Below are 22246 nucleotides of genomic sequence, written 5' to 3'. Positions count from 1 at the left end.
TGCTGGAGATGGCCGGTGAAAGCCCTCGACGAACTGACCTTCGATAATCGCTTCGATCGCCTGGGCGATACGTTTTCCGCCCATGTACTGCCCGAACCCATCGACAACCCGCGCCTCGTGGTCGCGAGCCCTGCCGCCATGGCACTCCTCGACCTTGACCCGGCCGTGGCCGAAACCTCGGAGTTCGCCGAGTTGTTCAGCGGTCACAAGCTGTGGGCCGATGCGATTCCCCGGGCGATGGTCTACTCCGGGCATCAGTTCGGTTCCTACAACCCGCAGTTGGGCGACGGTCGAGGCTTGCTGCTGGGCGAGGTGTACAACGAGGCCGGCGAGCATTGGGACCTGCACCTCAAAGGTGCCGGCCAGACGCCTTTCTCGCGCATGGGCGACGGACGCGCCGTGCTGCGCTCATCGATCCGCGAGTTCCTCGCCTCCGAAGCCCTGCATGCGCTGAACATTCCGACCACCCGCGCGTTGTGCGTGATCGGCTCCGACACCCCGGTGTGGCGCGAGAAACAGGAGCGCGCGGCCATGGTCCTGCGTCTGGCGCCAAGCCATGTGCGCTTTGGCCACTTCGAGTATTTCTACTACACCAAACGCCCCGAGAAGCAGAAAGAGCTCGGTGAGCACGTACTGGCGATGCACTTCCCGGAGTGCCTCGAACAACCCGAACCGTACCTGGCGATGTTCTGTGAAATCGTCGAGCGCAATGCCGAGCTGATCGCCAAATGGCAAGCCTACGGCTTCTGCCACGGGGTGATGAACACCGACAACATGTCGATCCTCGGCATCACCTTCGACTTCGGTCCGTTCGCCTTCCTCGACGATTTCGACGCCAATTTCATCTGCAACCACTCCGATGACCAGGGCCGCTATTCCTTCAGCAATCAGGTGCCGATCGGTCAGTGGAACCTCAGCGCTTTGGCCCAGGCCCTGACGCCGTTCATCAGCGTCGAAGCCCTGCGCGAAACCCTGGGCCTGTACCTGCCGCTGTTCCAGGCCCATTACCTGGACCTGATGCGCCGCCGCCTGGGCCTCACCACCGCCGAAGACGATGACCAGAAACTGTTGGAGCAATTGCTGCAACTGATGCAGAACAGCGGCGTCGACTACAGCCTGTTCTTCCGCCGCCTCGGCGATCAATCGCCGGAACTGGCCGTCGCCCGCTTGCGCGACGACTTCGTCGACATCAAGGGCTTCGATGCCTGGGCCGAAGGCTACGTCGCCCGTGTCGCCCGCGAAGGAGTCGTTGACCAGGAGCAGCGCCGCCAGCGCATGCACGCGGTCAATCCGCTCTACATCCTGCGCAACTACCTGGCGCAGAAGGCCATCGATGCGGCGGAAAGCGGCGACTATTCAGAGGTTCGCCGGCTGCATGCGGTGCTGAGCAAACCGTTCGAGGAGCAGCCGGGGATGGAGGGTTATGCCGAACGGCCGCCGGAGTGGGGGAAGCATTTGGAAATTAGCTGCTCGTCTTGAGGTGATTCAGATAAACGTTTCCACTGAAACACCAAAGCGCTCGGCCAACCAGCGGATCTGTCGCAGGTTGAGCTGGCGCTTGCCGCTCAGTATTTCCGAAACGACCGATTGCGTGCCTACACCCGGCAGATCGCTCTGAGTCAAACCATGCTATCGCATCAGGTACCCGAGAACCTCGACACCGCTGGCTTCGGCCATAGGGTGGTGCGTGTGATCCCATTCCTCAATCCAGTCGCCGATGATGTCGACAAGGCTCATAAGTGGGTGCGACTCGTCATCGCCGGTTATTTCAAGCAACTCATCGAGCGCCTGAACCAGCCGGTTATAGTCATCTTCGTTTTTTGACTTGCGTAGCAAGGACAAACAATCTCTCGAGCAATCAGCCAAACGTTTGCTCTCATCCAAATACCTTTTTGCATCCCGCGCCTCATTTTGATCACATCTGACGTGTTCCATTCCTACAAAATCCCCTTGTTGAGCGGAAGCAGTCTGAGAAGGTCGGGAAGGTAGTAGCGCATTGCGCCTTTATGCACCCTGGGCCATCAACTCCAACAAGGAAGTGCCTTCTTAAGCTGCTACCGAAGATTAAAAGCCCAACTTCTCATCGCCAATCAGTCGAGACTTCATTGCCTGTAGGGAGTATCCGCAAAAGAAGAAGGCAACAACCTACAGACTAATTTCTTGATTAACGGAGACCTCGACTCCAGATAAGGGTCACTAGCTGTCCAACTGAGAGCCCACAATGACCGACCCACTCCTCATCCCCTGCCCCCACTGCAACGGCCTCAACCGCATCCCCGCCGAGCGCCTCGGTGATCAGCCGAAATGCGGGCGCTGCAAAGCCGAGGTCTTGCTGAGCAAGCCTTTCGAATTGAAACAAGTTGATTACGCGAGCCAGATCAAGGGCGATTTGCCGTTGCTGGTGGACGTGTGGGCGGACTGGTGTGGGCCGTGCAAGTCGTTTGCGCCGGTGTTCGAGCAGGCTGCCGGGCAATTGGCGGGTAAATGTCGGTTGGCCAAGCTGGACAGCGAGGCGAATCAGCAATTGTCGGCGCAGCTGGGGATTCGCTCGATTCCCAGCCTGATCCTGTTCAAGAACGGCCGGGAAGTGGCGCGCCAGAGCGGGGCGTTTCCGTTACCGCAGTTGATGAGCTGGTTGCGTAGCCAGGGAATCTAAGCACCCCACACATCCAATGTGGGAGCGAGACCGGCTTGCCGGCGATTGCTATCTGTCATTCAACATTGATGTTGCCTGACACACCGCTATCGCGAGCAGGCTCGCTCCCACAGGAGTTCGGTGGTGCCTGGAAGATCAGGCTTTTTCCAGCAGGTTATGCAGTTCGACGAATTGCTGGGTCAGCTTGTGCCGTGGGTCGAGGTGGATCAGCGGCGTGTTGGCTTGATGCGATTCACGCATGCGCACCGAAGTGCCCAGGTACACCGGCAGCACCGGCAATCCTTCAGCAATCAATTCGTCGAGGATTTGCTGGGGCAGGCTGGCGCGGGCCTGGAACTGGTTGACGACGATGCCTTCGACTTCCAGCCCTTCGTTATGGTCATCCTTCAATTCTTCGATTTCAGCCAGCAGACCGTACAGCGCCTGACGCGAGAAGCTGTCACAGTCGAAGGGAATCAGCACACGATCAGCGGCGATCAATGCCGATACTGCATAAAAATTCAGGGCTGGCGGCGTATCGAGGTAAATGCGGTCGTAGTCGTCATCCAGCTCCTCGAGCAGTTTGCGCAGCTTGTTGATCTTGTGTTTCGCCTCGAGCTTTGGCTGCAAATCGGCCAGTTCGGCGGTGGCGGTGATGACGTGGAGGTTGTCGAACGGGGTTTCGTAGATATCGACCTGGTTTTTCTTCGAGAACGGCCCTGAAGACAACGTCTGTTTGAAGAAGTCGGCGATGCCCATCGGAATGTCATCACCGGTGAGCCCGGTGAGGTACTGGGTGGAATTGGCCTGGGCGTCGAGATCCACCAACAGGGTGCGATAGCCCTCGCTGGCACTGACCGCCGCCAGATTGCAGGCAATGCTGGATTTGCCTACGCCACCTTTCTGATTGAATACCACCCGCCGCATGTCAAAACCTCCGTGTATCAAAGAATGACCGAGTGTAGTAGTCCACGGCGTTGCTTAGCTACCTCGTCGGCACAGGGACTACACAGTCAGGTGCGAAGGCTCACTGAAAACACCGTCTTCTCACCCAGAAAAACCCTCCCTGATCCGACAGACACGCTCACCTCGATGTGGATAATGGCTAAACGACAGCCGTTCACGAACCAATCGGTACATTTCGTTGAGCAAAATGTAACCAGCATTTGCTACGCGCTCGCCGCACCGGGATAATGCGCGCCACTCGGCGCTCAGCGTCACGTCAGGTGAACCGCTGTTTTTTCGACGCGCCGCGTCAAGTTAGCCCGCAGGGGCGGGATGAATGCCTGTGATCAACTTCAACATCGCCCAATGGCGCGCGTGGGCCCCTGGGCTCGAAAGCGTGGACGATTGGCAGGCCTGGAGCCGACAACCGGTCGTCCTGCCAAATTGCGATGCTGCCCCCGACGTCTCGTTTCTGCCGGCCATGCAGCGGCGTCGGCTCAGTCGCCTGGCGCGCATGGCGTTCAGCGTCGGCTGGCCATTGGCCGATGGTCGCCCTGACCTACCGTTGGTCTTTATTTCTCGCCACGGCGAAACCCCGCGCACCTTCGATATCCTCAGTGATCTCGCTGCCGAGCAGCCGTTGTCGCCGACCCAGTTCAGCCTGTCGGTGCACAACGCGGTCATCGGCCTGTGGTCGATCATGCGCGGTGAAACCAGCGAAATGACCGCACTGGCAGCCGCTGGCGATGGCCTTGAACACGGCATGCTAGAGGCCGCGGCGCTGCTTGACGAAGGCGCGCCCGCAGTCCTGCTGGTGGTCACCGAAGAGCAACCGCCGCAAGCCTATTCGGACTGGATAGACGATGTGCCCTTCCCTTACGCGGTGGGTCTGTTGCTGACGCCCGGCAACGACTGGCAGCTGTCCCTGAACAGCACTTCGGATGAGTTGTCCAAAGCCCACTGGCCCCATGCCCTGAATCTCTTGCGTACCCTGCTCGGCCAGCAAACCACCTGCCAACATGCCTGGAAAAATCGTGTATGGACCTGGCAACGCAACCCGTAAGTGAAAAAAACCGCGACGCCTACTACTGGCGTTTGCTGGCCACTGCCGCAAGCTTCGCCCTCTTCGGGTTGGGTGGGCTGTGCCTGCGTCTGATGGTTTTCCCGATTCTGAGTTGCCTGCCGGGCAACGCACAGACCCATCGGCTGCGGGCGCGGCAGACCGTCAGTCGCTGCTTCTGGTTTTTCGTCCGCTTCATGGCCCGCACCGGCGTGCTGACCTACGACATTCAAGGCGCGGAAAAGCTCGGTCGCCCAGGCCAGATGATCATCGCCAACCACCCGTCGCTGATCGACGTAGTGTTCCTGATCGGCCTGGTGCGCCACTCCAATTGCGTGGTCAAAAGCAGCCTCTGGGAGAACCCGTTCACCCGTGGCCCTTTGCGCCGCACCGAATACATCAGCAACGACGGCAGCATGGACATGCTCGACGCTGCGGCAGATGCGCTGAAAAGTGGCCAGACCCTGATCATTTTTCCGGAGGGCACCCGCACCCAGCCCGGCGAATCGCCCGCCTTCCATCGGGGGGCGGCGTCGATTGCCTTGCGCGGGGCGAAAATCCTTACCCCGGTGGTCATCAAGGTCAGCCCGACCACATTGACCAAGGCCGAGCCCTGGTATCGGATCCCGAAACGGCGCGTGCACTTCAGTTTCCGCGTCGGGGCCGATATAGACCCACAGGCCTTCGCCGCGCAAGGCCCCGCGCCCCAAGCCTCGCGCAAGCTCAATGATTACTTGCACCACTACTTTATTAAGGAGCTCGCCGAAGATGAGCGATCTGCACCGTGAAATAAAACTGTTGATCATCGACGCCCTTGGCCTCGAAGACGTCAGCGTCGATGACATCGGCGACGACCAGACGCTGTTCGGCGAAGGCCTGGGCCTGGATTCCGTCGACGCCCTGGAACTTGGCCTGGCGATCCAGAAAAAGTACGGCATCAAAATCGACGCCGACGCCAAGGACACCCGCAATCACTTCAGCAACGTGGCGAGCCTTGCGGCGTTCGTCACTGCAAAACAGGCAGCTTGAGACCGGACCATGCAAACTCGTGAAGACATTTTCAACACCCTGCGCGATGCCTTGGTCGAACTCTTCGAGCTGGATCCAGGACGTGTGAGCCTCGATTCCAACCTCTATCAGGACCTGGAAATCGACAGCATTGACGCGGTCGACCTGATCGACCACATCAAACGCCAGACCGGCAAGAAAATCGCCGCCGAAGAATTCAAGTCGGTGCGCACCGTCAGTGACGTGGTCGAGGCGGTCTACCGTCTGGTTCAACCCGTCGCATGAGCCGACTGATCGGCCTCGGCCTGCTGCTGGCGGGCCTGCTGTATCCCTTTGCGGTGTATTTCGGCATGGAGCATTTCGCGCCGTGGCAGTTCGGCCTGCTCCTGGGCAGCCTGTGGCTGGCGCGGGCGCTGACGGGCGTACGCCGGCCGGGCAGTTTGTGGATGGCAACGGTCGCCATCGTGTTCTGCCTGTTGCTGGCGCTGTTCGACAGCCCCGCCATGCTGCGCTGGTACCCGGTGCTGATCAGCGGTTTCATGCTGGTGCTGTTCGGGTTGAGCCTCAAATACGGTCCGCCGATGGTCGAACGCCTGGCCCGCCTGCGCGAACCGCGTTTACCGGCCAGGGCGATTCGCTATACCCGCCAGGTCACCATTGCCTGGTGCGTGTTTTTCCTGTGCAACGGTTTGTGTGCCGCGGCCCTGACCCTCTGGGCGCCGCTGAGTTGGTGGATGTTGTACACCGGCCTGATCTCCTACGGGTTGATCGGCCTGATGTTTGCCATTGAATGGCTGATACGACAACGGGTACGAGGCCACCCATGAATTGGATAAAACTTGAGCAGTTGTTGCTCAAGGCTCAACCGGACCGCCGCGTGACGGCCGAGCCGGCGCTGAATCACGCACACCTGTGCGAACAGGCCCTGAGCCTGGCCGCCGGCCTGCAAGCCCAGGGCGTAGGGCGCATCGCCGTGCACTTCGAAGACGCCGCCGAGCTGGCCATTGCGCTGTTCGGCGCATGGCGCGCCGGTGCCAGCGTGCTGTTGCCCGCCGATCTGCAACCGCAAACGCGCCAGCGCTGGTCCAGCGAGGTTGACCTGTGGCTGACGGATCAGGCCGATGATGCGCACTTGAGCGACTATCGCCACGCGCCTCTGACCGCCACCGCCCTGGACCTGGATCGCTGCACGCTCAGTCTGTGCACGTCCGGCTCCAGTGGCGAGCCCAAGCGCATCGACAAAACCCTGCGCCAACTGGCCAACGAGGTCGAGGCGCTCGAACAGCTGTGGGGCGCCGATCTGGGCCAGGCCTGCGTGATTGGCAGCGTTGCCACCCAGCACATTTACGGCCTGCTGTTCCGGGTGTTGTGGCCGTTGTGCGCCGGGCGCCCATTCGTGCGCAAGCAACTGGCGTTTCCCGAAGACCTGCAACGCGCCAGCCGCGAACACAAAGCCTTCGCCTGGGTCGCCAGCCCGGCGCTGCTCAAGCGCATGGGTGACAACCTCGACTGGCCGGCGCTGAGCGCGGTGCGTCGGGTGTTTTCCTCGGGCGGTGCGTTGCCGATCGAAGCCGCGCAAAGCCTGCAGCAACGCCTGCAACAGTGGCCGACGGAAATCCTCGGCAGCTCGGAAACCGGTGGCATCGCCTGGCGTCGGGGTCCCGATCTTTGGCAAGCCTTTGCCGGTGTCGAATTGAGCCAGGACAGCGACGGCGCGTTGCTTATCGCCTCGCCCTACCTGCCGCCCGGCCACGTTGAGCACACCGCGGATGCCGCACGAATCGCCGCTGACGGGCGCTTCGAATTGCTCGGACGGCTGGACCGGATCGTCAAACTGGAAGAAAAGCGTATCTCGCTGCCGATGCTTGAAAAAGCGCTGACCGCCCACGAATGGGTCGCCGAAGCGCGCCTCGGCGTGGTCCAGGAAAATCGCGCCTCGCTGGGCGCCTTGCTGGTGCTCAGCGACTCGGGTTTGCATGCCTTGCGCAATCAGGGTCGACGCACCCTCACTCAGGCACTGCGCCAACACCTGAGCCAGCATTGCGAAGCCCTGGCGCTGCCTCGACGCTGGCGCCTGCTGCGGCAGCTGCCACTGAACACCCAGGGAAAACTGCCACAGGCCGACGTCGAAGCGTTGCTGCTGGCGCCGCGCCCGAAGTCGCCGGAAGTGCTGGAGCAAGAGCAAATCGAGGGTGAGTGGAGCCTGCAACTGGCGGTGCCACCGGACCTCGCCTACTTCAGCGGCCACTTTCCCCAGGCACCGGTGTTGCCCGGTGTGGTGCAGGTGGAGTGGGCCCTGCAGCTTGGCCAGCAACTGATGACCCTGCCGGAAAAATTCGCCGGTATGGAAGTATTGAAATTCCAGCAGCTGGTACGACCGGGTGATGAAGTCCAGTTGCATTTACGCTTCGATCCGGTGCGCAGCAAGTTGTATTTCGCCTATCGCAACGAGACCGCCACCTGCTCCAGCGGGCGGATTTTGCTGGAGGCTTTGGGTGATGCGTAAGTCTGGTGAGTGCTGCGCACTCAATCGCGAGCAGGCTCGCTCCTACAGTGGAACTGTGCAAAACGGTCCCCTGTGGGAGCGAGCCTGCTCGCGATGGATTCAACTCGGTCTCTCGGGTGGATGCCACCATGCATAACCCCTGCGCCATCGTCCCCGTGTACAACCACGAAACCGCGATCACCACCGTGGTCGACGCGCTGATCGCCAGCGGCCTGCCGTGCATCCTGGTGGACGACGCCAGCGATCAGGCCTGCGCGTCGGTGCTCGATCAACTGGCCCGCCGCGAGATGGTCTACCTGATCCGCCTCGCCGCCAACCAGGGCAAGGGCGGCGCGGTGATGACCGGTCTGCGCGAAGCCTCGCGCCTGGGTTTCAGCCATGCCTTGCAGGTCGATGCCGACGGTCAGCACGACCTGCAAGACGTCGCGACCTTCATTCAGCACTCACGCGCCCATCCGCGCGCGGTGATCTGCGGCTACCCGCAATACGACGCCAGCGTGCCGAAAGGTCGCCTGTATGCGCGCTACCTGACCCACGTGATGGTCTGGATCAACACCCTGTCGCTGCAGATTCGCGATTCCATGTGCGGCTTTCGCGTCTACCCCTTGCCGCCAACCCTGGCAGTCATCGACTCGGCGAAAGTCGGCAAGCGCATGGACTTCGACTCGGACATCCTGGTGCGCCTGGCCTGGCGCAATCAGCCGATGCAGTGGCTACCGACCAAGGTGCACTACCCGCTGGACGGTGTCTCGCATTTCCGTATGTTCCACGACAATGTACTGATTTCGAGCATGCACACCCGGCTGTTCTTCGGCATGTTGCTGCGGGCGCCGGTGATCCTCTGGCGACGGTGGCGAGCATGAGCAGCGAAGCCGACAAACAACACTGGGCCGACCGCCAGGAGCGCGGCAGCTTCTGGCTGATGAAGATCACCGCGTTCGGCGCCAAGGTCCTCGGCCGGCGGCTGTTGAGCCCGTTGCTGTACGGCATCGTCCTGTACTTTTTCCTGTTTGGTCGCAGCGCTCGTCACAGTGCCTGGCAATACCAGCAGCGCCTCGCCGACTGGAGCGGTCGCGACGAGCTGCGCCCGAGCCACTGGCGGGTGTTCGGCCAGTTCATGGCCTTCGCCGATTCGATGCTCGACAAGCTCGACGTGTGGAACGGCAAGCTGAGCATCGAGCAGATCGAAATCATCGACCCGGCGCTGCTGCGCAACCAGTTGCGCGGCAGCCGTGGGCAACTGCTGGTGGGCGCGCACCTGGGCAACCTCGAAGTGTGCCGCGCGCTGGCGGAGATCGGCGAAAAGGTCACGATGAACGTGCTGGTGCACACCAAGCACGCCGAGCAGTTCAACCGCTTGCTGGGCGAGGCCGGCGCGACCAACCTGCGGCTGATCCAGGTCAGCGAGCTCGACCCGGTGATCATGCTGCAACTGCACGAGCGCCTGGAGCGCGGCGAGTGGCTGGCGATTGCCGGGGATCGCGTGCCGTTGCATGGCGGGCGCAGTGTGACCGTGGATTTCCTCGGCCACCCGGCAAGATTTCCGCAAGGGCCGTGGCTGCTGGCGGGCTTGCTGAAATGCCCGGTCAACCTGCTGCTGTGCCTGAAGAAAGCCGACGGCGATTATCGACTGACCCTCGAACCGTTCGCCGACGCCATCACCTGGAAGCGCAGCGACCGCGAGCAGGTCATTCATCAGTGGGCGACCCGCTACGCCGAACGCCTGGGTCACTATTGCCTCGAAGCGCCCCAACAATGGTTCAACTTTTACCCTTTCTGGAAGACCGATGACGACGCCAACGCTTGAGCCGGTAACCTTCGGCGAACTCCCTTTGCGCATCGAAGACGTGCTGGCCCTGGCCAACCGTCAGGTGCCGACGCAGTTGCAGGCCGATCCTGCGTACCGCGAGCGCATCGCCAAGGGCGCGCGATTCCTCGATTCCCTGCTGGACAAGGAAGGCGTGATCTACGGCGTGACCACCGGTTACGGCGATTCCTGCGTGGTCGCGGTGCCGCTGCATCACGTCGAGGCGTTGCCACGTCATCTGTACACCTTCCACGGCTGCGGCCTCGGCAAACTGCTCGACGCCCAGGCCACCCGCGCCGTGCTCGCGGCGCGTTTGCAGTCGCTGTGCCACGGCGTGTCGGGGGTTCGCATCGAGCTGCTGGAACGCCTGCAAGCGTTCCTCGAGTACGACATCCTGCCGTTGATTCCGGAGGAAGGTTCGGTGGGCGCCAGCGGTGATCTGACGCCGCTTTCGTATGTCGCGGCGACCTTGTCCGGCGAGCGCGAAGTGATGTTCCGTGGCGAACGCCGCCAGGCCGCCGATGTACACCGCGAACTCGGCTGGCAGCCGCTGGTGCTGCGCCCGAAAGAAGCGCTGGCGCTGATGAACGGCACTGCCGTGATGACCGGCCTGGCCTGCCTGGCCTACGCCCGCGCCGATTACCTGCTGCAACTGGCCACACGCATCACCGCGCTGAACGTGGTCGCGCTGCAAGGCAATCCCGAGCACTTCGACGAGCGCCTGTTCGCCGCCAAGCCGCACCCGGGGCAGATGCAAGTCGCCGCGTGGCTGCGCAAGGACCTGGCGATCGACGCGCCGACCGCGCCGCTGCATCGCCTGCAAGACCGCTATTCCCTGCGTTGCGCGCCGCACGTGCTCGGCGTGCTGGCCGACAGCCTGAACTGGCTGCGCTCGTTCATCGAGATCGAACTCAACAGCGCCAACGACAACCCGATCATCGACGCCGAAGCCGAGCGCGTGTTGCACGGCGGGCACTTCTACGGCGGCCACATCGCGTTCGCCATGGACAGTCTGAAAAACCTGGTGGCCAACGTCGCCGACCTGCTCGACCGGCAACTCGCGTTGCTGGTGGACGAGCGCTACAACCATGGTTTGCCGAGCAATTTGTCCGGCGCCACGGCGGATCGCGCGATGCTCAACCACGGCTTCAAGGCCGTGCAGATCGGCACCAGCGCCTGGACCGCCGAAGCGCTGAAAAACACCATGCCGGCCAGCGTGTTCTCGCGCTCCACCGAATGCCACAACCAGGACAAGGTGAGCATGGGCACCATCGCCGCCCGCGACGCGATCCGCGTGCTGGAGCTGACCGAACAGGTCGCCGCCGCTACCCTGCTCGCCGCCAATCAAGGCGTGTGGCTGCGCAGCAAGGCGCAGGACGCCCGGCCGTTGCCACCGGCGCTGGCGGCCATGCATGAAGAACTGGCCAAAGACTTCCCGCCGGTCATCGAGGATCGTGCGCTGGAAGGCGAATTGCGCCTGTGCCTGAAACGGATTGCCGAGCAACACTGGAGGCTGCATGCGTAGCAAGGGAGTGCTTCACAGCGATACGGAAATCCTCGTGCCGTTCTTTGACGTCGACACCATGAACGTCGTCTGGCACGGCCATTACGTCAAATACCTGGAAATCGCCCGCTGTGCGCTGCTGGATAAAATCGGCCACAACTACACCGCGATGGTCGAGTCGGGTTACGCCTGGCCGGTGATCGACCTGCAACTGCGTTATGTGCGCGGTGCGGTGTTCGGGCAGAAGCTGAACGTGCGGGCGAATCTGGTGGAGTGGGAAAACCGTCTGAAGATCAACTACCTGATCAGCGACCTGGAAACCGGCGAGCGCCTGACCCGAGCCGTTTCGGTGCAGGTCGCGGTCGACATGAGCAGCCGCGAAATGCAGCTGGCTTCGCCCAAGATCTTCACCGACGCCGTCGAGAGGGCCCTGCCATGATGTTCTGCCCACCCCCTGTAGGAGCCGGCTTGCCGGCGATGGTCGTTAACGATAACGCTGGGCCCCTGACACCCCGCGGTGCTCTCAGGTTTTTCGCGAGCAAGCTCGCTCCTACGGTGTTGTGTGTGTTGCTGGGTATTCCGGGGCTGGCGCAGGCGTTTGATCTGCAACAGCTCAGCGATCAACTGGCCAAACCCGATGTGATCCACGGCCGGTTCGTCCAGGAAAAACACCTGCGTGCCCTGCCCCAGCCGCTGACCAGCAAGGGCACCTTCGTCCTCGCGAAAAACCACGGTCTGCTGTGGTTGCTGAAAACCCCGCTGCAACAGGATTACCGCATCACCGCCAAAGGCATCGCCCGGCGTGACGCCAATGGCTGGCAAATGCTCCCGGGCAAAAGTGCCGGCGCCGAGCAGAACCGCTTGTTCCTCGCCGTGCTGCAAGGCGACAGCAGCGGCCTGCAACGGGACTTCGAGCTGTCCCTGAGCGGCGACGCGCAGAACTGGACGCTGACCCTGATCCCGCGCTCGCTGTTGCTCAAGCAGGTGTTCAACCGGATCAACATCACCGGCGGCGAACTGGTCAGCACCATCGAGTTGCTGGAAACCCAGGGCGACAGCACCTTGCTGCGCATGCAGGACAGCACCAGCAGCCAACCGTTGAGCGACGCGGAGCAACATGACTTTGCCGAGTGAACGCACGCTTCCGCGCCTGTTTCTGATCCTGCTGCTGGCGGTGCTCGCGCTCGCCGGCTGGCAATGGCGGGACGGCGCGCCGCTGTCGGCCAACCTGATGGAACTGGTGCCGGGCACCGCGCCCGACGCGCTGGAACTGCGCGCCGAACAACGCATGCAGGAACCGCTGAACCGCGAAATGCTGGTGCTGGTTGGCCACACCGATCGCCAGCAAGCGGTCGCCATGGCGCAGAAGCTGGGCGAACAATGGCAGGCCAGCGGTTTGTTCGAGAAGGTCCAATGGACATTGCAAGCGGACTTGCCGGCACTGCGCACACAGTTGCTGCAAGGCCGGCTGGCGATGCTCTCGGCGACGGATCGGCAACAGCTGATCGAGCATCCCGACGCCTTTATCCAGCAACGGGTGCAAGCGCTGTTCGACCCCTTCACCGGTTTCAGCCTGGTGCCGAGCCAGGATGACTGGCTGGGCCTGACCGGGCGCATCCAGAACAGCCAGCCGCAACATGGCTCGGTGCAACTGGACATCGGCAGCGGCGCACTGGTCGCCGATGCCGACGGCAAGAGTTGGGTGCTGCTGCGGGCGCGCACCACCGGCAATGCCTTCGACATGAACCTGCCGCTGCAAGTGGCAGCGCTGCTCAAGCACAGCCGCGAGGAAGCAGCGCAAAGCGATGTGCAACTGCTGGCCGCCAGCGGCCTGCTGTACGCCGCCAATGGTCAGCAACAGGCCACCCGGGAAATGACTTGGGTCGGCGGCGGCGCGACGATCGGCATTCTGTTGCTGTTGCTGCTGGCCTTCCGCCGCTGGCGCGTGTTGCTGGCGTTCGTCCCGGTGCTGGTGGGCATGCTGTTTGGCGCGGTGGCCTGTGTGGCGCTGTTCGGCCATATGCACGTGATGACCCTGGTGCTCGGCTCCAGTCTGATCGGAGTCGCGGTCGATTACCCGCTGCACTATTTGTCCAAGAGCTGGAGCCTGAAACCCTGGCACAGCTGGCCGGCGCTGCGCCTGACCTTGCCGGGCCTGACCCTGAGCCTGATCACCAGTTGCATCGGTTACCTTGCGCTGGCCTGGACACCGTTCCCGGCCCTGACCCAGATTGCCGTGTTCTCCGCCGCCGGATTGCTCGGCGCCTATCTGTCCGCCGTGTGTCTGCTGCCCGCGCTGCTCAAAGGGGCGGATTTGCACCCGGCGCAGTGGCCGTTGCGAGTGTCCGAGCACTTGCTGGATCGTCGTGAGGCGTTGCTCAGGATCGCGAAAACGCCAGTGCTGCTGGCCTTGCTGATCGCCTTTTGCGTCGGCGGCCTGTTGCAGCTCGACAGCAAAAACGACATTCGCCAATGGGTCGGCGCGCCACAGCAATTGGCCGACGAAGCCCAGACCATCGCGCGCATCACCGGTTACCAGCCCACCAGCCAGTTCTTTCTGGTGCGGGCCGCCAACCAGCAAGAATTGCTCGAGCGTCAAACCGCGTTGAGCGAGCGGCTGGATCAGTTGGTCAACCTGGACAAGCTCCAGGGCTATCTGTCGCTCAATCAACTGGTCAGCCAGCCGAGCGAACAACGACAGGTGCGCGAAGCCCTGAGCAAGTTGCCGACGTTCTGGCAGCCGTTGCTCGAGGTCGGCGTGCCCGTCGAGGCGCTGAAGACCGAGCTGGCGACGTTGCAGGCACTGCCGGTCGAAGACATCGACAGCGCGCTGACCGGTCCGCTGGCCGAACCCTATCGCCCGCTATGGCTGGGCCCGACCGAGGATGGCGTGGCGGCGATGGTCAGCCTGCAAGGCCTGAACAACCCGGCACTGCTGCGGGTGCAGGCGCTGGATTTGCCGGGCGTCGAACTGGTGGATCGCCTGGGTGAACTGAACAGCGTGTTCGCCAAAACCCAGATCAGCGCCGCGGAGCTGAAACTCGCTTCCTGCGTGCTGATCGTGCTGGTGCTGATCCTGCCGTTCGGCCTCGGCGGCGCGTTGCGCATCGTCGCCCTGCCGCTGCTGGCGGCGCTGTGCAGCCTGGCAAGTCTCGGCTGGCTCGGGCAGCCGCTGACCTTGTTCAGCCTGTTCGGTCTGCTGCTGGTGACGGCGATCAGCGTCGATTACGCGATCCTCATGCGCGAACAGGTGGGCGGCGCGGCCGTGAGCCTTTTAGGCACGCTGTTGGCGGCGCTGACCACCTGGCTGTCGTTCGGGTTGCTGGCGGTGTCCAGTACGCCGGCGGTGAGCAATTTCGGGCTGTCTGTGAGCCTCGGCCTGGCGTTCAGTTTCCTGCTCGCACCGTGGGCCGGACGGCAAGTGCATGCGACCACGATCGCGGAGTCGGCAACGTGATGGTCGCATTGTTCTGGGCGATGGCCCTGGCGCTGTTCGCCGTGGCCACGCGGGTCGGGCGTCATTTCGGCCTGATCCCGATCGTCAGCCAGTTGTTGCTGGCGACGATCGGTTTGCCGTTGCTGATGTATTTCTGGATCGAACCGCAATGGCAATTGAGCGGTGCGACACTGGTCGCGCCGATCTGGCTGAAGAACCTCTACAGCCTGAGTTTCGCGCTGCTGCTCGGCTACATTCTCAGCGATGTCATCGACCTGCGACTCGATCGCCAGAGCCTGAAAATCGCCCTGCCGAGTTTCTGCGTGCCCTTCGCCTGTGGCCTGGCCACGGCCGTCTGGCTGCTGCCGCCACAGCCGTGGATCAGCTCGCTGGCGGTCGGTCTGCTGTTCGCCATCACCGCGATTCCGGTGTTGTATTTGTACCTGCGGCATATCGGCTATCCGACCACGGCGACCCGGCGCCTGGTGCAGACCGCAATCCTGATCGACCTCACCTGCTGGACCCTGTTCGCCATCGCCCAAGGCAGCCTGCACCTGAGCAGCCTGCTGCTGCCGCTGGCCTGCGCGTGCGTGCCCTTGCTGTTGCGGATAATCGGCCTGCGTCGGCCACGGCTCTACAGCGGCTGTTTCTTCGCCCTGCTGGTGGTGGCCGAGCACTACAAACTCAATGCGCTGATTGTCGGCATCGGTTACCTGCTGTGCATGGCTGCGCTCAAGATCCCGTTGGTACTGCCCGTGCCGGCGCGCTGGATGAATGGGTTGCAGACCTGGGTCGCGATCCCGCTGATCCTCACCTTCGGCATCGTGCAGATCAACGTGCACAGCGCCATGGACAGCCTCGGCTGGGCGCAACTGGCCGCCCTGCTGCTGTTCCCGATCGCCAGCAAACTGCTGGGCAACTGGCTGGGCCTGGGTTGGGCCGGCGCGTCGTTTGCCGGTGCCAGCCGCTGGCGCGAAAGCGTGCTGCTGAATATTCGCGGATTGAGCGAGATCGTCTTTCTCAACCTGCTGCTGCAACAACAACTCATCAGCCCGCCGCTGTACTTCGCGCTGATGCTGATGGGCCTGATCGCAACGCTGCTGCCGGCACTCGTCGGCATGCACCGAATCCCCCTGGAAGCTGCCGTACCGGCAAGGAGCCCCCATGCCAATCGTTGAAATGGAACGTCGCCAGGTCGTCGTTATCGGCGCGGGCCCTTCGGGCGCCATCGCCGCCGCATTGCTCAAGCGCAAAGGGCACGACGTTCTGGTAATCGAACGCCAGCATTTCCCACGCTTCTCCATCGGCGAAAGCCTGTTGTCCCACTGCCTGGATTTCGTCGAAGAAGCCGGCATGCTCGACGCAGTGAACGCCGCCGGTTTCCAGTTGAAAACCGGAGCGGCGTTCGCCTGGGGCGAGCACTACAGCGCCTTCGATTTCGGCGACACCTTCAGCCAGGGCAAGCCGACCACCTTTCAGGTCCAGCGTGCCGATTTCGACAAACTGCTGGCCGATCAAGCGGCCCTGCAAGGCGTGGAAATCCGCTATGGCGAAGCGATCGTCAGTGTCGATATCGAACGGGCGAAACCGCTGCTAGGCGTGCAACGCGAGGATGGCAGTGAGTACCACGTCGAAGCGGAGTTCATGCTCGATGCCAGCGGCTACGGCCGCGTCCTGCCGCGCCTGCTTGACCTAGAAGCACCGTCGAATTTCCCGGTGCGCCAGGCCGTGTTCACCCACGTCGAAGACCATATCGACCACCCGACGTTCGACCGCACGAAAATCCTCGTCACCACCCATCCGACCCAACGGGATATCTGGTTCTGGACCATCCCGTTCAGCAACGGCCGTTGCTCGGTGGGCGTGGTCGCGGCGGCGGAACATTTCGCCGGGCGCACCGACAATCTGGACGACTGCCTGCGCGGCTTCATTGCCGAGACGCCAAGCCTGTCCGGCGTGCTGAACAACGCGGTATGGGACACCCCGGCGCGCACCATCGGCGGCTACTCGGCCAACGTCAAAACCCTGCACGGGCCGGGCTTTGCGTTGCTAGGCAATGCGGCGGAATTCCTCGACCCGGTGTTCTCCTCCGGCGTGACCATCGCCATGCGTTCGGCGAGCATGGCCGCCGGGGTTTTGCACCGTCAGTTGCAAGGTGAAAGTGTCGACTGGCAAAGCGAATTCGCCGTACCGCTCAAACGTGGCGTCGATACCTTCCGCTGCTACGTCGAAGGCTGGTACGCAGGGACGTTCCAGGATGTGATTTTCCATCCGGACAGCTCGCCGGACATCCGTCGCATGATCAGTTCGATCCTCGCCGGTTATGCCTGGGACGAGCGCAACCCGTTCGTCGCCGAACCGAAACGCCGACTGCGGATGCTGTCGGAACTCTGCGCAAGGGATGCCACATGACCTACTTTACCGACAACTACGTCGAAGAAACCCGCTTCGGTTTCTGGTTCCTGCGCAGCCACACCTGGCAGCACCATGTGCTGCGTGTGGCGATCAATGATTTGCGCGGCCTGTTCAGCGGACCGTTGCCGGAGCGGCCGGTGTTGCTGGACGCCGGGTGCGGTCAGGGCAAGTCGTTCCAGTACCTGCGCCAGACCTTCGCGCCGCAGCACCTGATCGGCGTCGACGCCGACCCGCACAGCCTCGACCTGAGCGGCGAAGAAGCCGCCCGTCAGGGCATGGACGTGGAGTTGATCGGCAGCGACTGCGCGACGCTGGCCGTGCCGGATGCCAGCGTCGACCTGCTGTTTTGTCACCAGACCTTCCATCATCTGGTCGAGCAGGAAAAGGCACTCGCCGAGTTCTACCGTGTGCTCAAGCCAGGTGGCTATCTGCTGTTCGCCGAATCCACCGAGGCTTACATTGATACCTGGGTGATCCGCTGGTTGTTCCGTCATCCGATGCATGTGCAGAAAAGCGCCGCCGGGTACCTGGAAATGATTCAGCGCCAGGGCTTCGAATTCGGTCCGCACAATGTGTCTTATCCCTACTTGTGGTGGAGCCGCGCCAAGGATTTTGGGCTGCTGGAACGCATGGGGCTGCGCCAGCCAAAACCCTTTGGCCAGCGGGAAGAAACCCTGGTCAATGTGGTGGCGCGAAAACCGCGGGAAGGTGCTGTGTGATGAACTCAACGTACGCCAACTGTGGGAGCGAGCCTGCTCGCGATAGCGGTGGGTCAGTCAGCATAAATGTCGACTGTATAGCCGTCATCGCGAGCAGGCTCGCTCCCACAGGGTATGCGGCGGTGTTGAGAGTTTTGCTCATTGGCGCAGCCCTGCTGATCAGTGCCTGCGCCAGCAAGGCACCGCTGCCCGAGCAGACTCCGACGCTGCCGTTGCCGCAGCAATTGCACATCCAGCGGCTGCTCGACAATCAGCGTCAGGACTGGGTGCTGGTGATTGCGCCTGAAGGCCCGGGCATCCGCTGGTCGATGATGGACCTGCTGGGCATTCCTCAGGCGCGGCAAAAGCTGATCGACGGCCAATGGCAGGCAGACGGCCTGCTACCACCCAATCCGGAAGCCCGCGAGCTGTTCGCGGCCTTGCTGTTTGCGCTGACGCCCAAAGATGAATTGCGCGGCAACTACCCCACGGCCTGGCAGCATGGCGCACAACGCTCCTTGCCCGAGCACTGGGAAGTCCGTTACGCACAACCGTTGAACTTTGAATTGAAATTGCCCAAAGGCCCGACCTATCAAGTCACGCCCCTGAGTGGTGAGACGCCATGACCGCCTACCTCAATGCCCTCGGGGTCATCTGCGCGCTGGGTCGCGGCAAGCAGGAAGTCGCGAGCCACCTGTTCGCCGGCGATTGCTCCGGCATGCGCAGCGAGTCTGGCTGGGTGCCGGAACGTACATTGCCGGTGGCCGCGGTGCGCGGAGAACTGGCACCGATTCCGGCAGAACTGGCGAAGCAGAGCACCCGCAACAATCAACTGTTGCTGGAAGCGGCGCTGCAGATCCGCGCCGACATCGATCAAGCGATCCAGACCTATGGCAGCGACCGCATCGGTGTGATCCTCGGCACCAGCACTTCAGGCATCGATGAAGCCAGCCGCGGCTTGGCGCATTACATCCGCGAGCAGCAGTTCCCGGCCGACTACGACTATCAGCAACAGGAACTCGGTGCGCCGGCCAACTTCCTCGCCGACTGGCTGCAACTGAGTGGCCCGGCCTATGTGATTTCCACGGCGTGCACCTCCAGCGCCCGGGCACTGATGAGCGCCCAGCGCCTGCTGGACCTGGGCTTGTGCGATGCGGTGCTGTGCGGCGGTGTCGACAGTTTGTGCAAGTTGACCCTCAACGGGTTCTCGGCGCTGGAAGCGGTTTCCGAACAACGCTGCAACCCGTTTTCGGTCAACCGTAACGGTATCAACATTGGCGAAGCCGCGGCGCTGTTCCTGATGACGAAAGTGCCAGGCGACCAACCGTCCATCGCCCTGCTGGGCAGCGGCGCCAGTTCCGATGCCCACCACATTTCCGCACCGGAACCGACCGGCCGTGGCGCCCTGCAAGCGATGCGCAAAGCCCTGGGCCGCGCCAACCTGCAACCCGAGCAGATCGGCTACCTGAACTTGCACGGCACCGCCACCCAACACAACGACGCCATGGAAAGCCTGGCCGTGGCGGCATTGTTTCCAACCGGCGTGCCATGCTCCTCGACCAAACCGATGACCGGCCATACCCTCGGTGCGGCCGGCGCGCTGGAAGCGGCGTTCTGCTGGTTGAGCCTCAGCGCCGCCAACCACGGGCACGCGCTGCCTCCCCATGTCTGGGACGGCCAACCCGACCCGGACCTGCCGCCCCTGAACTGGGTGACTCCGGCCGATCGCCTGGCGTCCATTGCACCTCGCTACCTGATGAGCAATTCCTTTGCCTTCGGGGGCAATAACGTCAGCCTGATTATCGGAGACGCCCCATGATTGACTGGCCGCTCGCCGAACTTCTGCCCCACGCTGGCGACATGATCCTCATCGATCAGATCCTGTCGTTCGACGACGAGCAGATCCATACCCGCCTCACCGTCAAGCCCGATGGCCTGTTCAATCGGCCCGACGGCAGCCTGCCGGCGTGGGTCGGCATCGAACTGATGGCCCAGAGCGTGGCCGCCTACGCCGGTTGCCATGCGCGCCAGCGCGGCGATGCGGTGGAGCTGGGCTTCCTGCTCGGCACCCGCAAATTCGAATGCAATGTCGAACACTTCCCCGCCGGCACCGAGCTGACCATCCACGGCATTCGCTCGCTGGAAGACGACAACGGCATGGGTGTGTTCGAATGCCACATCAACGCCCCCGGCATTCACGCCACCGCTCGTCTGAACGTGTTCCGCCCGCCTCAGGCTGCTCAATACCTCAATGAAACTCCAGGAGCCAGTCATGACTGAATCCGTACTGGTCACCGGTTCCAGCCGTGGCATCGGCCGTGCCATTGCGTTGCGTCTGGCTCAGGCCGGGCATGACATCGTGCTGCATTGCCGCAGCGGGCTGACTGACGCCCTCGCGGTGAAAGCCGACATCGAGGCGATTGGCCGCAACGCGCGCGTCCTGCAATTCGACGTGTCCGACCGCGCCAGCTGCAAAGCCATTCTCGAAGCCGACGTGGAAACCCACGGCGCCTATTACGGTGTGGTGCTCAACGCCGGCCTGACGCGTGACGGTGCTTTTCCGGCGCTGAGCGAGGATGATTGGGACGTGGTGATGCGCACCAACCTCGACGGTTTCTACAACGTGCTGCACCCGGTGATGATGCCGATGATCCGTCGTCGCGCGGCGGGGCGAATCGTTTGCATCACCTCGGTTTCCGGTCTGATCGGCAATCGCGGGCAGGTCAACTACAGCGCCTCCAAGGCCGGTCTGATCGGCGCGGCGAAAGCGTTGGCGATCGAACTGGGCAAGCGCAAGATCACCGTCAACTGTGTCGCACCCGGCCTGATCGACACAGCCATGCTGGATGAAAACGTGCCGGTGGAAGAACTGATGAAAATGATCCCCGCACAACGCATGGGCACCCCGGAAGAGGTGGCTGGCGCGGTGAATTTCCTGATGTCGGCGGAAGCGTCGTACATCACCCGGCAGGTTCTGGCCGTCAACGGAGGCCTGTGCTGATGAAGCGCGTCGTCGTCACCGGCATGGCCGGCATCACCTCTCTGGGCAGCGACTGGGACACCATCGCCGGCAACTTTGCGGCCAATCGCAGCGGCATCCGCCGCATGGACGAGTGGGATCGCTTCACCGAACTCAACACACGTTTGGCCGGCCCCATCGATGACTTCAAGGTGCCCAGCCACTGGACGCGCAAACAACTGCGCAGCATGGGCCGAGTCTCGCGCCTGGCGGTGGGTGCGGCGGAACAGGCCCTGGCCGATGCCGGCCTGCTGGGTGACGAATCGATCAAGGACGGGCGCATGGGCGTCGCCTGCGGCTCGTCCACCGGCAGCACCGACGAGATCAAGGCGTTCGGCAACATGCTGCTCAACTCCGTGGCGGAAGGCCTGAACGCCAACTCCTACGTGCGCATGATGCCGCACACCACGGCGGCGAACATCAGCATCTTCTTTGGGCTCACCGGCCGGCTGATCCCGACCTCCAGCGCCTGCACCAGTGGCAGCCAGGGCATCGGCTACGCCTACGAATCGATCAAGTTCGGTCGCCTGCCCCTGATGCTCGCCGGCGGTGCCGAAGAACTGTGCCCTACCGAAGCGATGGTCTTCGATGCGCTCTACGCCACCAGCCTGAAAAACGACGCCCCGCAGACCTCGCCACGCCCCTACGACAGCGGCCGCGATGGCCTGGTGATCGGTGAAGGCGGCGGCATGCTGGTGCTCGAAGAACTCGAACACGCCCTGGCACGCGGCGCGCACATTCACGCCGAACTCGTCGGTTTCGGCAGCAACGCCGACGGCCAGCACACCACCCGCCCCGAGCAGGTCACCATGCGCCGGGCCATGGAACTGGCCCTGGAAGACGCCGGCTTGCAACCCTCGGACATCGGCTACGTCAACGGCCACGGCACCGCGACCGAACAGGGCGATATCGCCGAAACCCTGGCGACCAGCAGCCTGTTCGGTGAACACATGCCGATCAGCTCGCAGAAGAGTTTCCTCGGCCACACCCTGGGCGCCTGCGGTGCGCTGGAATCCTGGTTCAGCATCGAAATGATGAACCGCGATTTGTACGTGCACACCTTCAATCTCGATGAGGTGGATCCGCATTGCGGCAAGCTTGACTACCTGCGCGGCGAATTCCGGCAGATGAAGAACCAGTACGTGATGAACAACAACTTTGCGTTTGGCGGGGTGAATACGTCGTTGATCTTCAAGCGCTGGGCGTAAGAAAA

The 22246-nt window shown here is 62.7% G+C and carries 23 protein-coding genes and 1 pseudogene; 22 read left to right on the top strand and 2 right to left on the bottom strand.

All coding sequences use genetic code 11. The features are described 5' to 3' along the window. Positions 1 to 15: 15 nt before the first annotated feature. Complete coding sequence (gene selO, locus ACF6ZU_RS14925) at positions 16 to 1479, top strand: protein adenylyltransferase SelO (protein WP_392893627.1); 1464 nt, start codon at positions 16 to 18, stop codon at positions 1477 to 1479. Between the two features lie 6 nt (positions 1480 to 1485). Here the strand turns inward: selO and ACF6ZU_RS14920 are convergent. Continuing rightward, positions 1486 to 1884: pseudogene (locus ACF6ZU_RS14920) on the bottom strand (type II toxin-antitoxin system HigA family antitoxin). 337 nt (positions 1885 to 2221) lie between these two features. On the opposite strand from ACF6ZU_RS14920, the gene trxC reads away from it, so the two are divergent. Continuing rightward, positions 2222 to 2656, top strand: coding sequence for a thioredoxin TrxC (trxC, locus tag ACF6ZU_RS14915; RefSeq protein WP_392893625.1), 435 nt, complete (start codon positions 2222 to 2224; stop codon positions 2654 to 2656). Between the two features lie 135 nt (positions 2657 to 2791). Here trxC and ACF6ZU_RS14910 read toward each other — a convergent pair whose 3' ends face one another. Continuing rightward, a complete protein-coding gene (locus ACF6ZU_RS14910) occupies positions 2792 to 3562 on the bottom strand; it encodes a ParA family protein (protein WP_392893623.1) in 771 nt (256 codons plus the stop codon). 355 nt (positions 3563 to 3917) lie between these two features. Here ACF6ZU_RS14910 and ACF6ZU_RS14905 point away from each other — a divergent pair, with 355 nt between their 5' ends. From ACF6ZU_RS14905 to ACF6ZU_RS14810, 20 genes are all read left to right on the top strand, one after another. Further along, complete coding sequence (locus tag ACF6ZU_RS14905) at positions 3918 to 4643, top strand: beta-ketoacyl synthase chain length factor (protein ID WP_392893621.1); 726 nt, start codon at positions 3918 to 3920, stop codon at positions 4641 to 4643. Further along, entirely contained in the window at positions 4619 to 5428 is an 810-nt protein-coding gene (locus tag ACF6ZU_RS14900) for a lysophospholipid acyltransferase family protein (RefSeq protein ID WP_392893620.1), read from the top strand. Before ACF6ZU_RS14905 ends, ACF6ZU_RS14900 begins: the two co-directional genes overlap by 25 nt. Beyond that, positions 5409 to 5669, top strand: coding sequence for a phosphopantetheine-binding protein (locus ACF6ZU_RS14895; RefSeq protein WP_392893618.1), 261 nt, complete (start codon positions 5409 to 5411; stop codon positions 5667 to 5669). The genes ACF6ZU_RS14900 and ACF6ZU_RS14895 overlap by 20 nt, the downstream gene beginning before the upstream one ends. A 9-nt stretch (positions 5670 to 5678) precedes the next feature. Beyond that, on the top strand, positions 5679 to 5933 hold the full coding sequence (locus ACF6ZU_RS14890; protein ID WP_392893616.1) for an acyl carrier protein: 255 nt from the start codon (positions 5679 to 5681) through the stop codon (positions 5931 to 5933). After that, positions 5930 to 6475 (top strand): hypothetical protein, encoded by a 546-nt coding sequence (locus ACF6ZU_RS14885; RefSeq protein ID WP_392893615.1) that lies wholly within the window; start codon positions 5930 to 5932, stop codon positions 6473 to 6475. The genes ACF6ZU_RS14890 and ACF6ZU_RS14885 overlap by 4 nt, the downstream gene beginning before the upstream one ends. Continuing rightward, entirely contained in the window at positions 6472 to 8154 is a 1683-nt protein-coding gene (locus ACF6ZU_RS14880) for an AMP-binding protein (RefSeq protein ID WP_392893614.1), read from the top strand. Before ACF6ZU_RS14885 ends, ACF6ZU_RS14880 begins: the two co-directional genes overlap by 4 nt. Before the next feature lie 128 nt (positions 8155 to 8282). Beyond that, positions 8283 to 9017 carry a glycosyltransferase family 2 protein gene (locus ACF6ZU_RS14875; RefSeq protein ID WP_392893613.1) on the top strand — a complete coding sequence of 245 codons (735 nt, stop codon included), beginning with the start codon at positions 8283 to 8285 and terminating at the stop codon, positions 9015 to 9017. Then, positions 9014 to 9961: a glycosyl transferase gene (locus tag ACF6ZU_RS14870; RefSeq protein ID WP_392893612.1), complete on the top strand. Its 948-nt coding sequence runs from the start codon at positions 9014 to 9016 to the stop codon at positions 9959 to 9961. The genes ACF6ZU_RS14875 and ACF6ZU_RS14870 overlap by 4 nt, the downstream gene beginning before the upstream one ends. Continuing rightward, positions 9942 to 11486 (top strand): histidine ammonia-lyase, encoded by a 1545-nt coding sequence (hutH, locus tag ACF6ZU_RS14865; RefSeq protein WP_392893610.1) that lies wholly within the window; start codon positions 9942 to 9944, stop codon positions 11484 to 11486. Before ACF6ZU_RS14870 ends, hutH begins: the two co-directional genes overlap by 20 nt. Next, positions 11479 to 11904 (top strand): acyl-CoA thioesterase, encoded by a 426-nt coding sequence (locus ACF6ZU_RS14860; RefSeq protein ID WP_392893608.1) that lies wholly within the window; start codon positions 11479 to 11481, stop codon positions 11902 to 11904. Before hutH ends, ACF6ZU_RS14860 begins: the two co-directional genes overlap by 8 nt. After that, positions 11901 to 12599 carry an outer membrane lipoprotein carrier protein LolA gene (locus ACF6ZU_RS14855; protein WP_392893606.1) on the top strand — a complete coding sequence of 233 codons (699 nt, stop codon included), beginning with the start codon at positions 11901 to 11903 and terminating at the stop codon, positions 12597 to 12599. The genes ACF6ZU_RS14860 and ACF6ZU_RS14855 overlap by 4 nt, the downstream gene beginning before the upstream one ends. Continuing rightward, on the top strand, positions 12583 to 14922 hold the full coding sequence (locus ACF6ZU_RS14850; RefSeq protein ID WP_392893604.1) for an MMPL family transporter: 2340 nt from the start codon (positions 12583 to 12585) through the stop codon (positions 14920 to 14922). Before ACF6ZU_RS14855 ends, ACF6ZU_RS14850 begins: the two co-directional genes overlap by 17 nt. Continuing rightward, entirely contained in the window at positions 14922 to 16079 is a 1158-nt protein-coding gene (locus ACF6ZU_RS14845; RefSeq protein ID WP_392893827.1) for a sodium:proton antiporter, read from the top strand. Before ACF6ZU_RS14850 ends, ACF6ZU_RS14845 begins: the two co-directional genes overlap by 1 nt. After that, entirely contained in the window at positions 16066 to 17313 is a 1248-nt protein-coding gene (locus ACF6ZU_RS14840) for an NAD(P)/FAD-dependent oxidoreductase (protein ID WP_392893602.1), read from the top strand. The genes ACF6ZU_RS14845 and ACF6ZU_RS14840 overlap by 14 nt, the downstream gene beginning before the upstream one ends. Beyond that, on the top strand, positions 17310 to 18035 hold the full coding sequence (locus ACF6ZU_RS14835; protein WP_392893601.1) for a class I SAM-dependent methyltransferase: 726 nt from the start codon (positions 17310 to 17312) through the stop codon (positions 18033 to 18035). Before ACF6ZU_RS14840 ends, ACF6ZU_RS14835 begins: the two co-directional genes overlap by 4 nt. Next, positions 18035 to 18640 (top strand): hypothetical protein, encoded by a 606-nt coding sequence (locus tag ACF6ZU_RS14830; protein ID WP_392893599.1) that lies wholly within the window; start codon positions 18035 to 18037, stop codon positions 18638 to 18640. The genes ACF6ZU_RS14835 and ACF6ZU_RS14830 overlap by 1 nt, the downstream gene beginning before the upstream one ends. Beyond that, on the top strand, positions 18637 to 19833 hold the full coding sequence (locus ACF6ZU_RS14825) for a beta-ketoacyl-[acyl-carrier-protein] synthase family protein (RefSeq protein ID WP_392893598.1): 1197 nt from the start codon (positions 18637 to 18639) through the stop codon (positions 19831 to 19833). Before ACF6ZU_RS14830 ends, ACF6ZU_RS14825 begins: the two co-directional genes overlap by 4 nt. Beyond that, entirely contained in the window at positions 19830 to 20294 is a 465-nt protein-coding gene (locus tag ACF6ZU_RS14820) for a hotdog family protein (protein WP_392893596.1), read from the top strand. The genes ACF6ZU_RS14825 and ACF6ZU_RS14820 overlap by 4 nt, the downstream gene beginning before the upstream one ends. Continuing rightward, positions 20287 to 21015 (top strand): 3-oxoacyl-ACP reductase FabG, encoded by a 729-nt coding sequence (fabG, locus tag ACF6ZU_RS14815; RefSeq protein WP_392893594.1) that lies wholly within the window; start codon positions 20287 to 20289, stop codon positions 21013 to 21015. The genes ACF6ZU_RS14820 and fabG overlap by 8 nt, the downstream gene beginning before the upstream one ends. Beyond that, positions 21015 to 22241, top strand: coding sequence for a beta-ketoacyl-ACP synthase (locus ACF6ZU_RS14810; protein WP_392893592.1), 1227 nt, complete (start codon positions 21015 to 21017; stop codon positions 22239 to 22241). Before fabG ends, ACF6ZU_RS14810 begins: the two co-directional genes overlap by 1 nt. The last annotated feature ends 5 nt before the right edge of the window (positions 22242 to 22246 follow it).

The sequence above is a fragment of the Pseudomonas migulae genome, from assembly GCF_043225285.1.
GTDB lineage: Bacteria > Pseudomonadota > Gammaproteobacteria > Pseudomonadales > Pseudomonadaceae > Aquipseudomonas > Aquipseudomonas migulae_C.
Note: the sequence above shows the minus strand (reverse complement) of the source record. Positions and strands in the feature narration are given on the sequence as shown.

What these genes read in the sequence shown, in the direction of transcription:
- ACF6ZU_RS14855 (WP_392893606.1), top strand. Translation starts at nt 11,901, where the DNA reads ATGATGTTCTGCCCACCCCCTGTAGGAGCCGGCTTGCCGGCGATGGTC.
- ACF6ZU_RS14875 (WP_392893613.1), top strand. Translation starts at nt 8,283, where the DNA reads ATGCATAACCCCTGCGCCATCGTCCCCGTGTACAACCACGAAACCGCG.
- ACF6ZU_RS14885 (WP_392893615.1), top strand. Translation starts at nt 5,930, where the DNA reads ATGAGCCGACTGATCGGCCTCGGCCTGCTGCTGGCGGGCCTGCTGTAT.
- ACF6ZU_RS14850 (WP_392893604.1), top strand. Translation starts at nt 12,583, where the DNA reads ATGACTTTGCCGAGTGAACGCACGCTTCCGCGCCTGTTTCTGATCCTG.
- ACF6ZU_RS14890 (WP_392893616.1), top strand. Translation starts at nt 5,679, where the DNA reads ATGCAAACTCGTGAAGACATTTTCAACACCCTGCGCGATGCCTTGGTC.
- ACF6ZU_RS14825 (WP_392893598.1), top strand. Translation starts at nt 18,637, where the DNA reads ATGACCGCCTACCTCAATGCCCTCGGGGTCATCTGCGCGCTGGGTCGC.
- ACF6ZU_RS14845 (WP_392893827.1), top strand. Translation starts at nt 14,922, where the DNA reads ATGGTCGCATTGTTCTGGGCGATGGCCCTGGCGCTGTTCGCCGTGGCC.
- fabG (WP_392893594.1), top strand. Translation starts at nt 20,287, where the DNA reads ATGACTGAATCCGTACTGGTCACCGGTTCCAGCCGTGGCATCGGCCGT.
- ACF6ZU_RS14910 (WP_392893623.1), bottom strand. Translation starts at nt 3,562, where the DNA reads ATGCGGCGGGTGGTATTCAATCAGAAAGGTGGCGTAGGCAAATCCAGC.
- ACF6ZU_RS14880 (WP_392893614.1), top strand. Translation starts at nt 6,472, where the DNA reads ATGAATTGGATAAAACTTGAGCAGTTGTTGCTCAAGGCTCAACCGGAC.
- ACF6ZU_RS14905 (WP_392893621.1), top strand. Translation starts at nt 3,918, where the DNA reads ATGCCTGTGATCAACTTCAACATCGCCCAATGGCGCGCGTGGGCCCCT.
- ACF6ZU_RS14820 (WP_392893596.1), top strand. Translation starts at nt 19,830, where the DNA reads ATGATTGACTGGCCGCTCGCCGAACTTCTGCCCCACGCTGGCGACATG.
- ACF6ZU_RS14860 (WP_392893608.1), top strand. Translation starts at nt 11,479, where the DNA reads ATGCGTAGCAAGGGAGTGCTTCACAGCGATACGGAAATCCTCGTGCCG.
- ACF6ZU_RS14900 (WP_392893620.1), top strand. Translation starts at nt 4,619, where the DNA reads ATGGACCTGGCAACGCAACCCGTAAGTGAAAAAAACCGCGACGCCTAC.
- ACF6ZU_RS14810 (WP_392893592.1), top strand. Translation starts at nt 21,015, where the DNA reads ATGAAGCGCGTCGTCGTCACCGGCATGGCCGGCATCACCTCTCTGGGC.
- hutH (WP_392893610.1), top strand. Translation starts at nt 9,942, where the DNA reads ATGACGACGCCAACGCTTGAGCCGGTAACCTTCGGCGAACTCCCTTTG.
- ACF6ZU_RS14870 (WP_392893612.1), top strand. Translation starts at nt 9,014, where the DNA reads ATGAGCAGCGAAGCCGACAAACAACACTGGGCCGACCGCCAGGAGCGC.
- ACF6ZU_RS14895 (WP_392893618.1), top strand. Translation starts at nt 5,409, where the DNA reads ATGAGCGATCTGCACCGTGAAATAAAACTGTTGATCATCGACGCCCTT.
- trxC (WP_392893625.1), top strand. Translation starts at nt 2,222, where the DNA reads ATGACCGACCCACTCCTCATCCCCTGCCCCCACTGCAACGGCCTCAAC.
- ACF6ZU_RS14840 (WP_392893602.1), top strand. Translation starts at nt 16,066, where the DNA reads ATGCCAATCGTTGAAATGGAACGTCGCCAGGTCGTCGTTATCGGCGCG.
- ACF6ZU_RS14830 (WP_392893599.1), top strand. Translation starts at nt 18,035, where the DNA reads ATGAACTCAACGTACGCCAACTGTGGGAGCGAGCCTGCTCGCGATAGC.
- ACF6ZU_RS14835 (WP_392893601.1), top strand. Translation starts at nt 17,310, where the DNA reads ATGACCTACTTTACCGACAACTACGTCGAAGAAACCCGCTTCGGTTTC.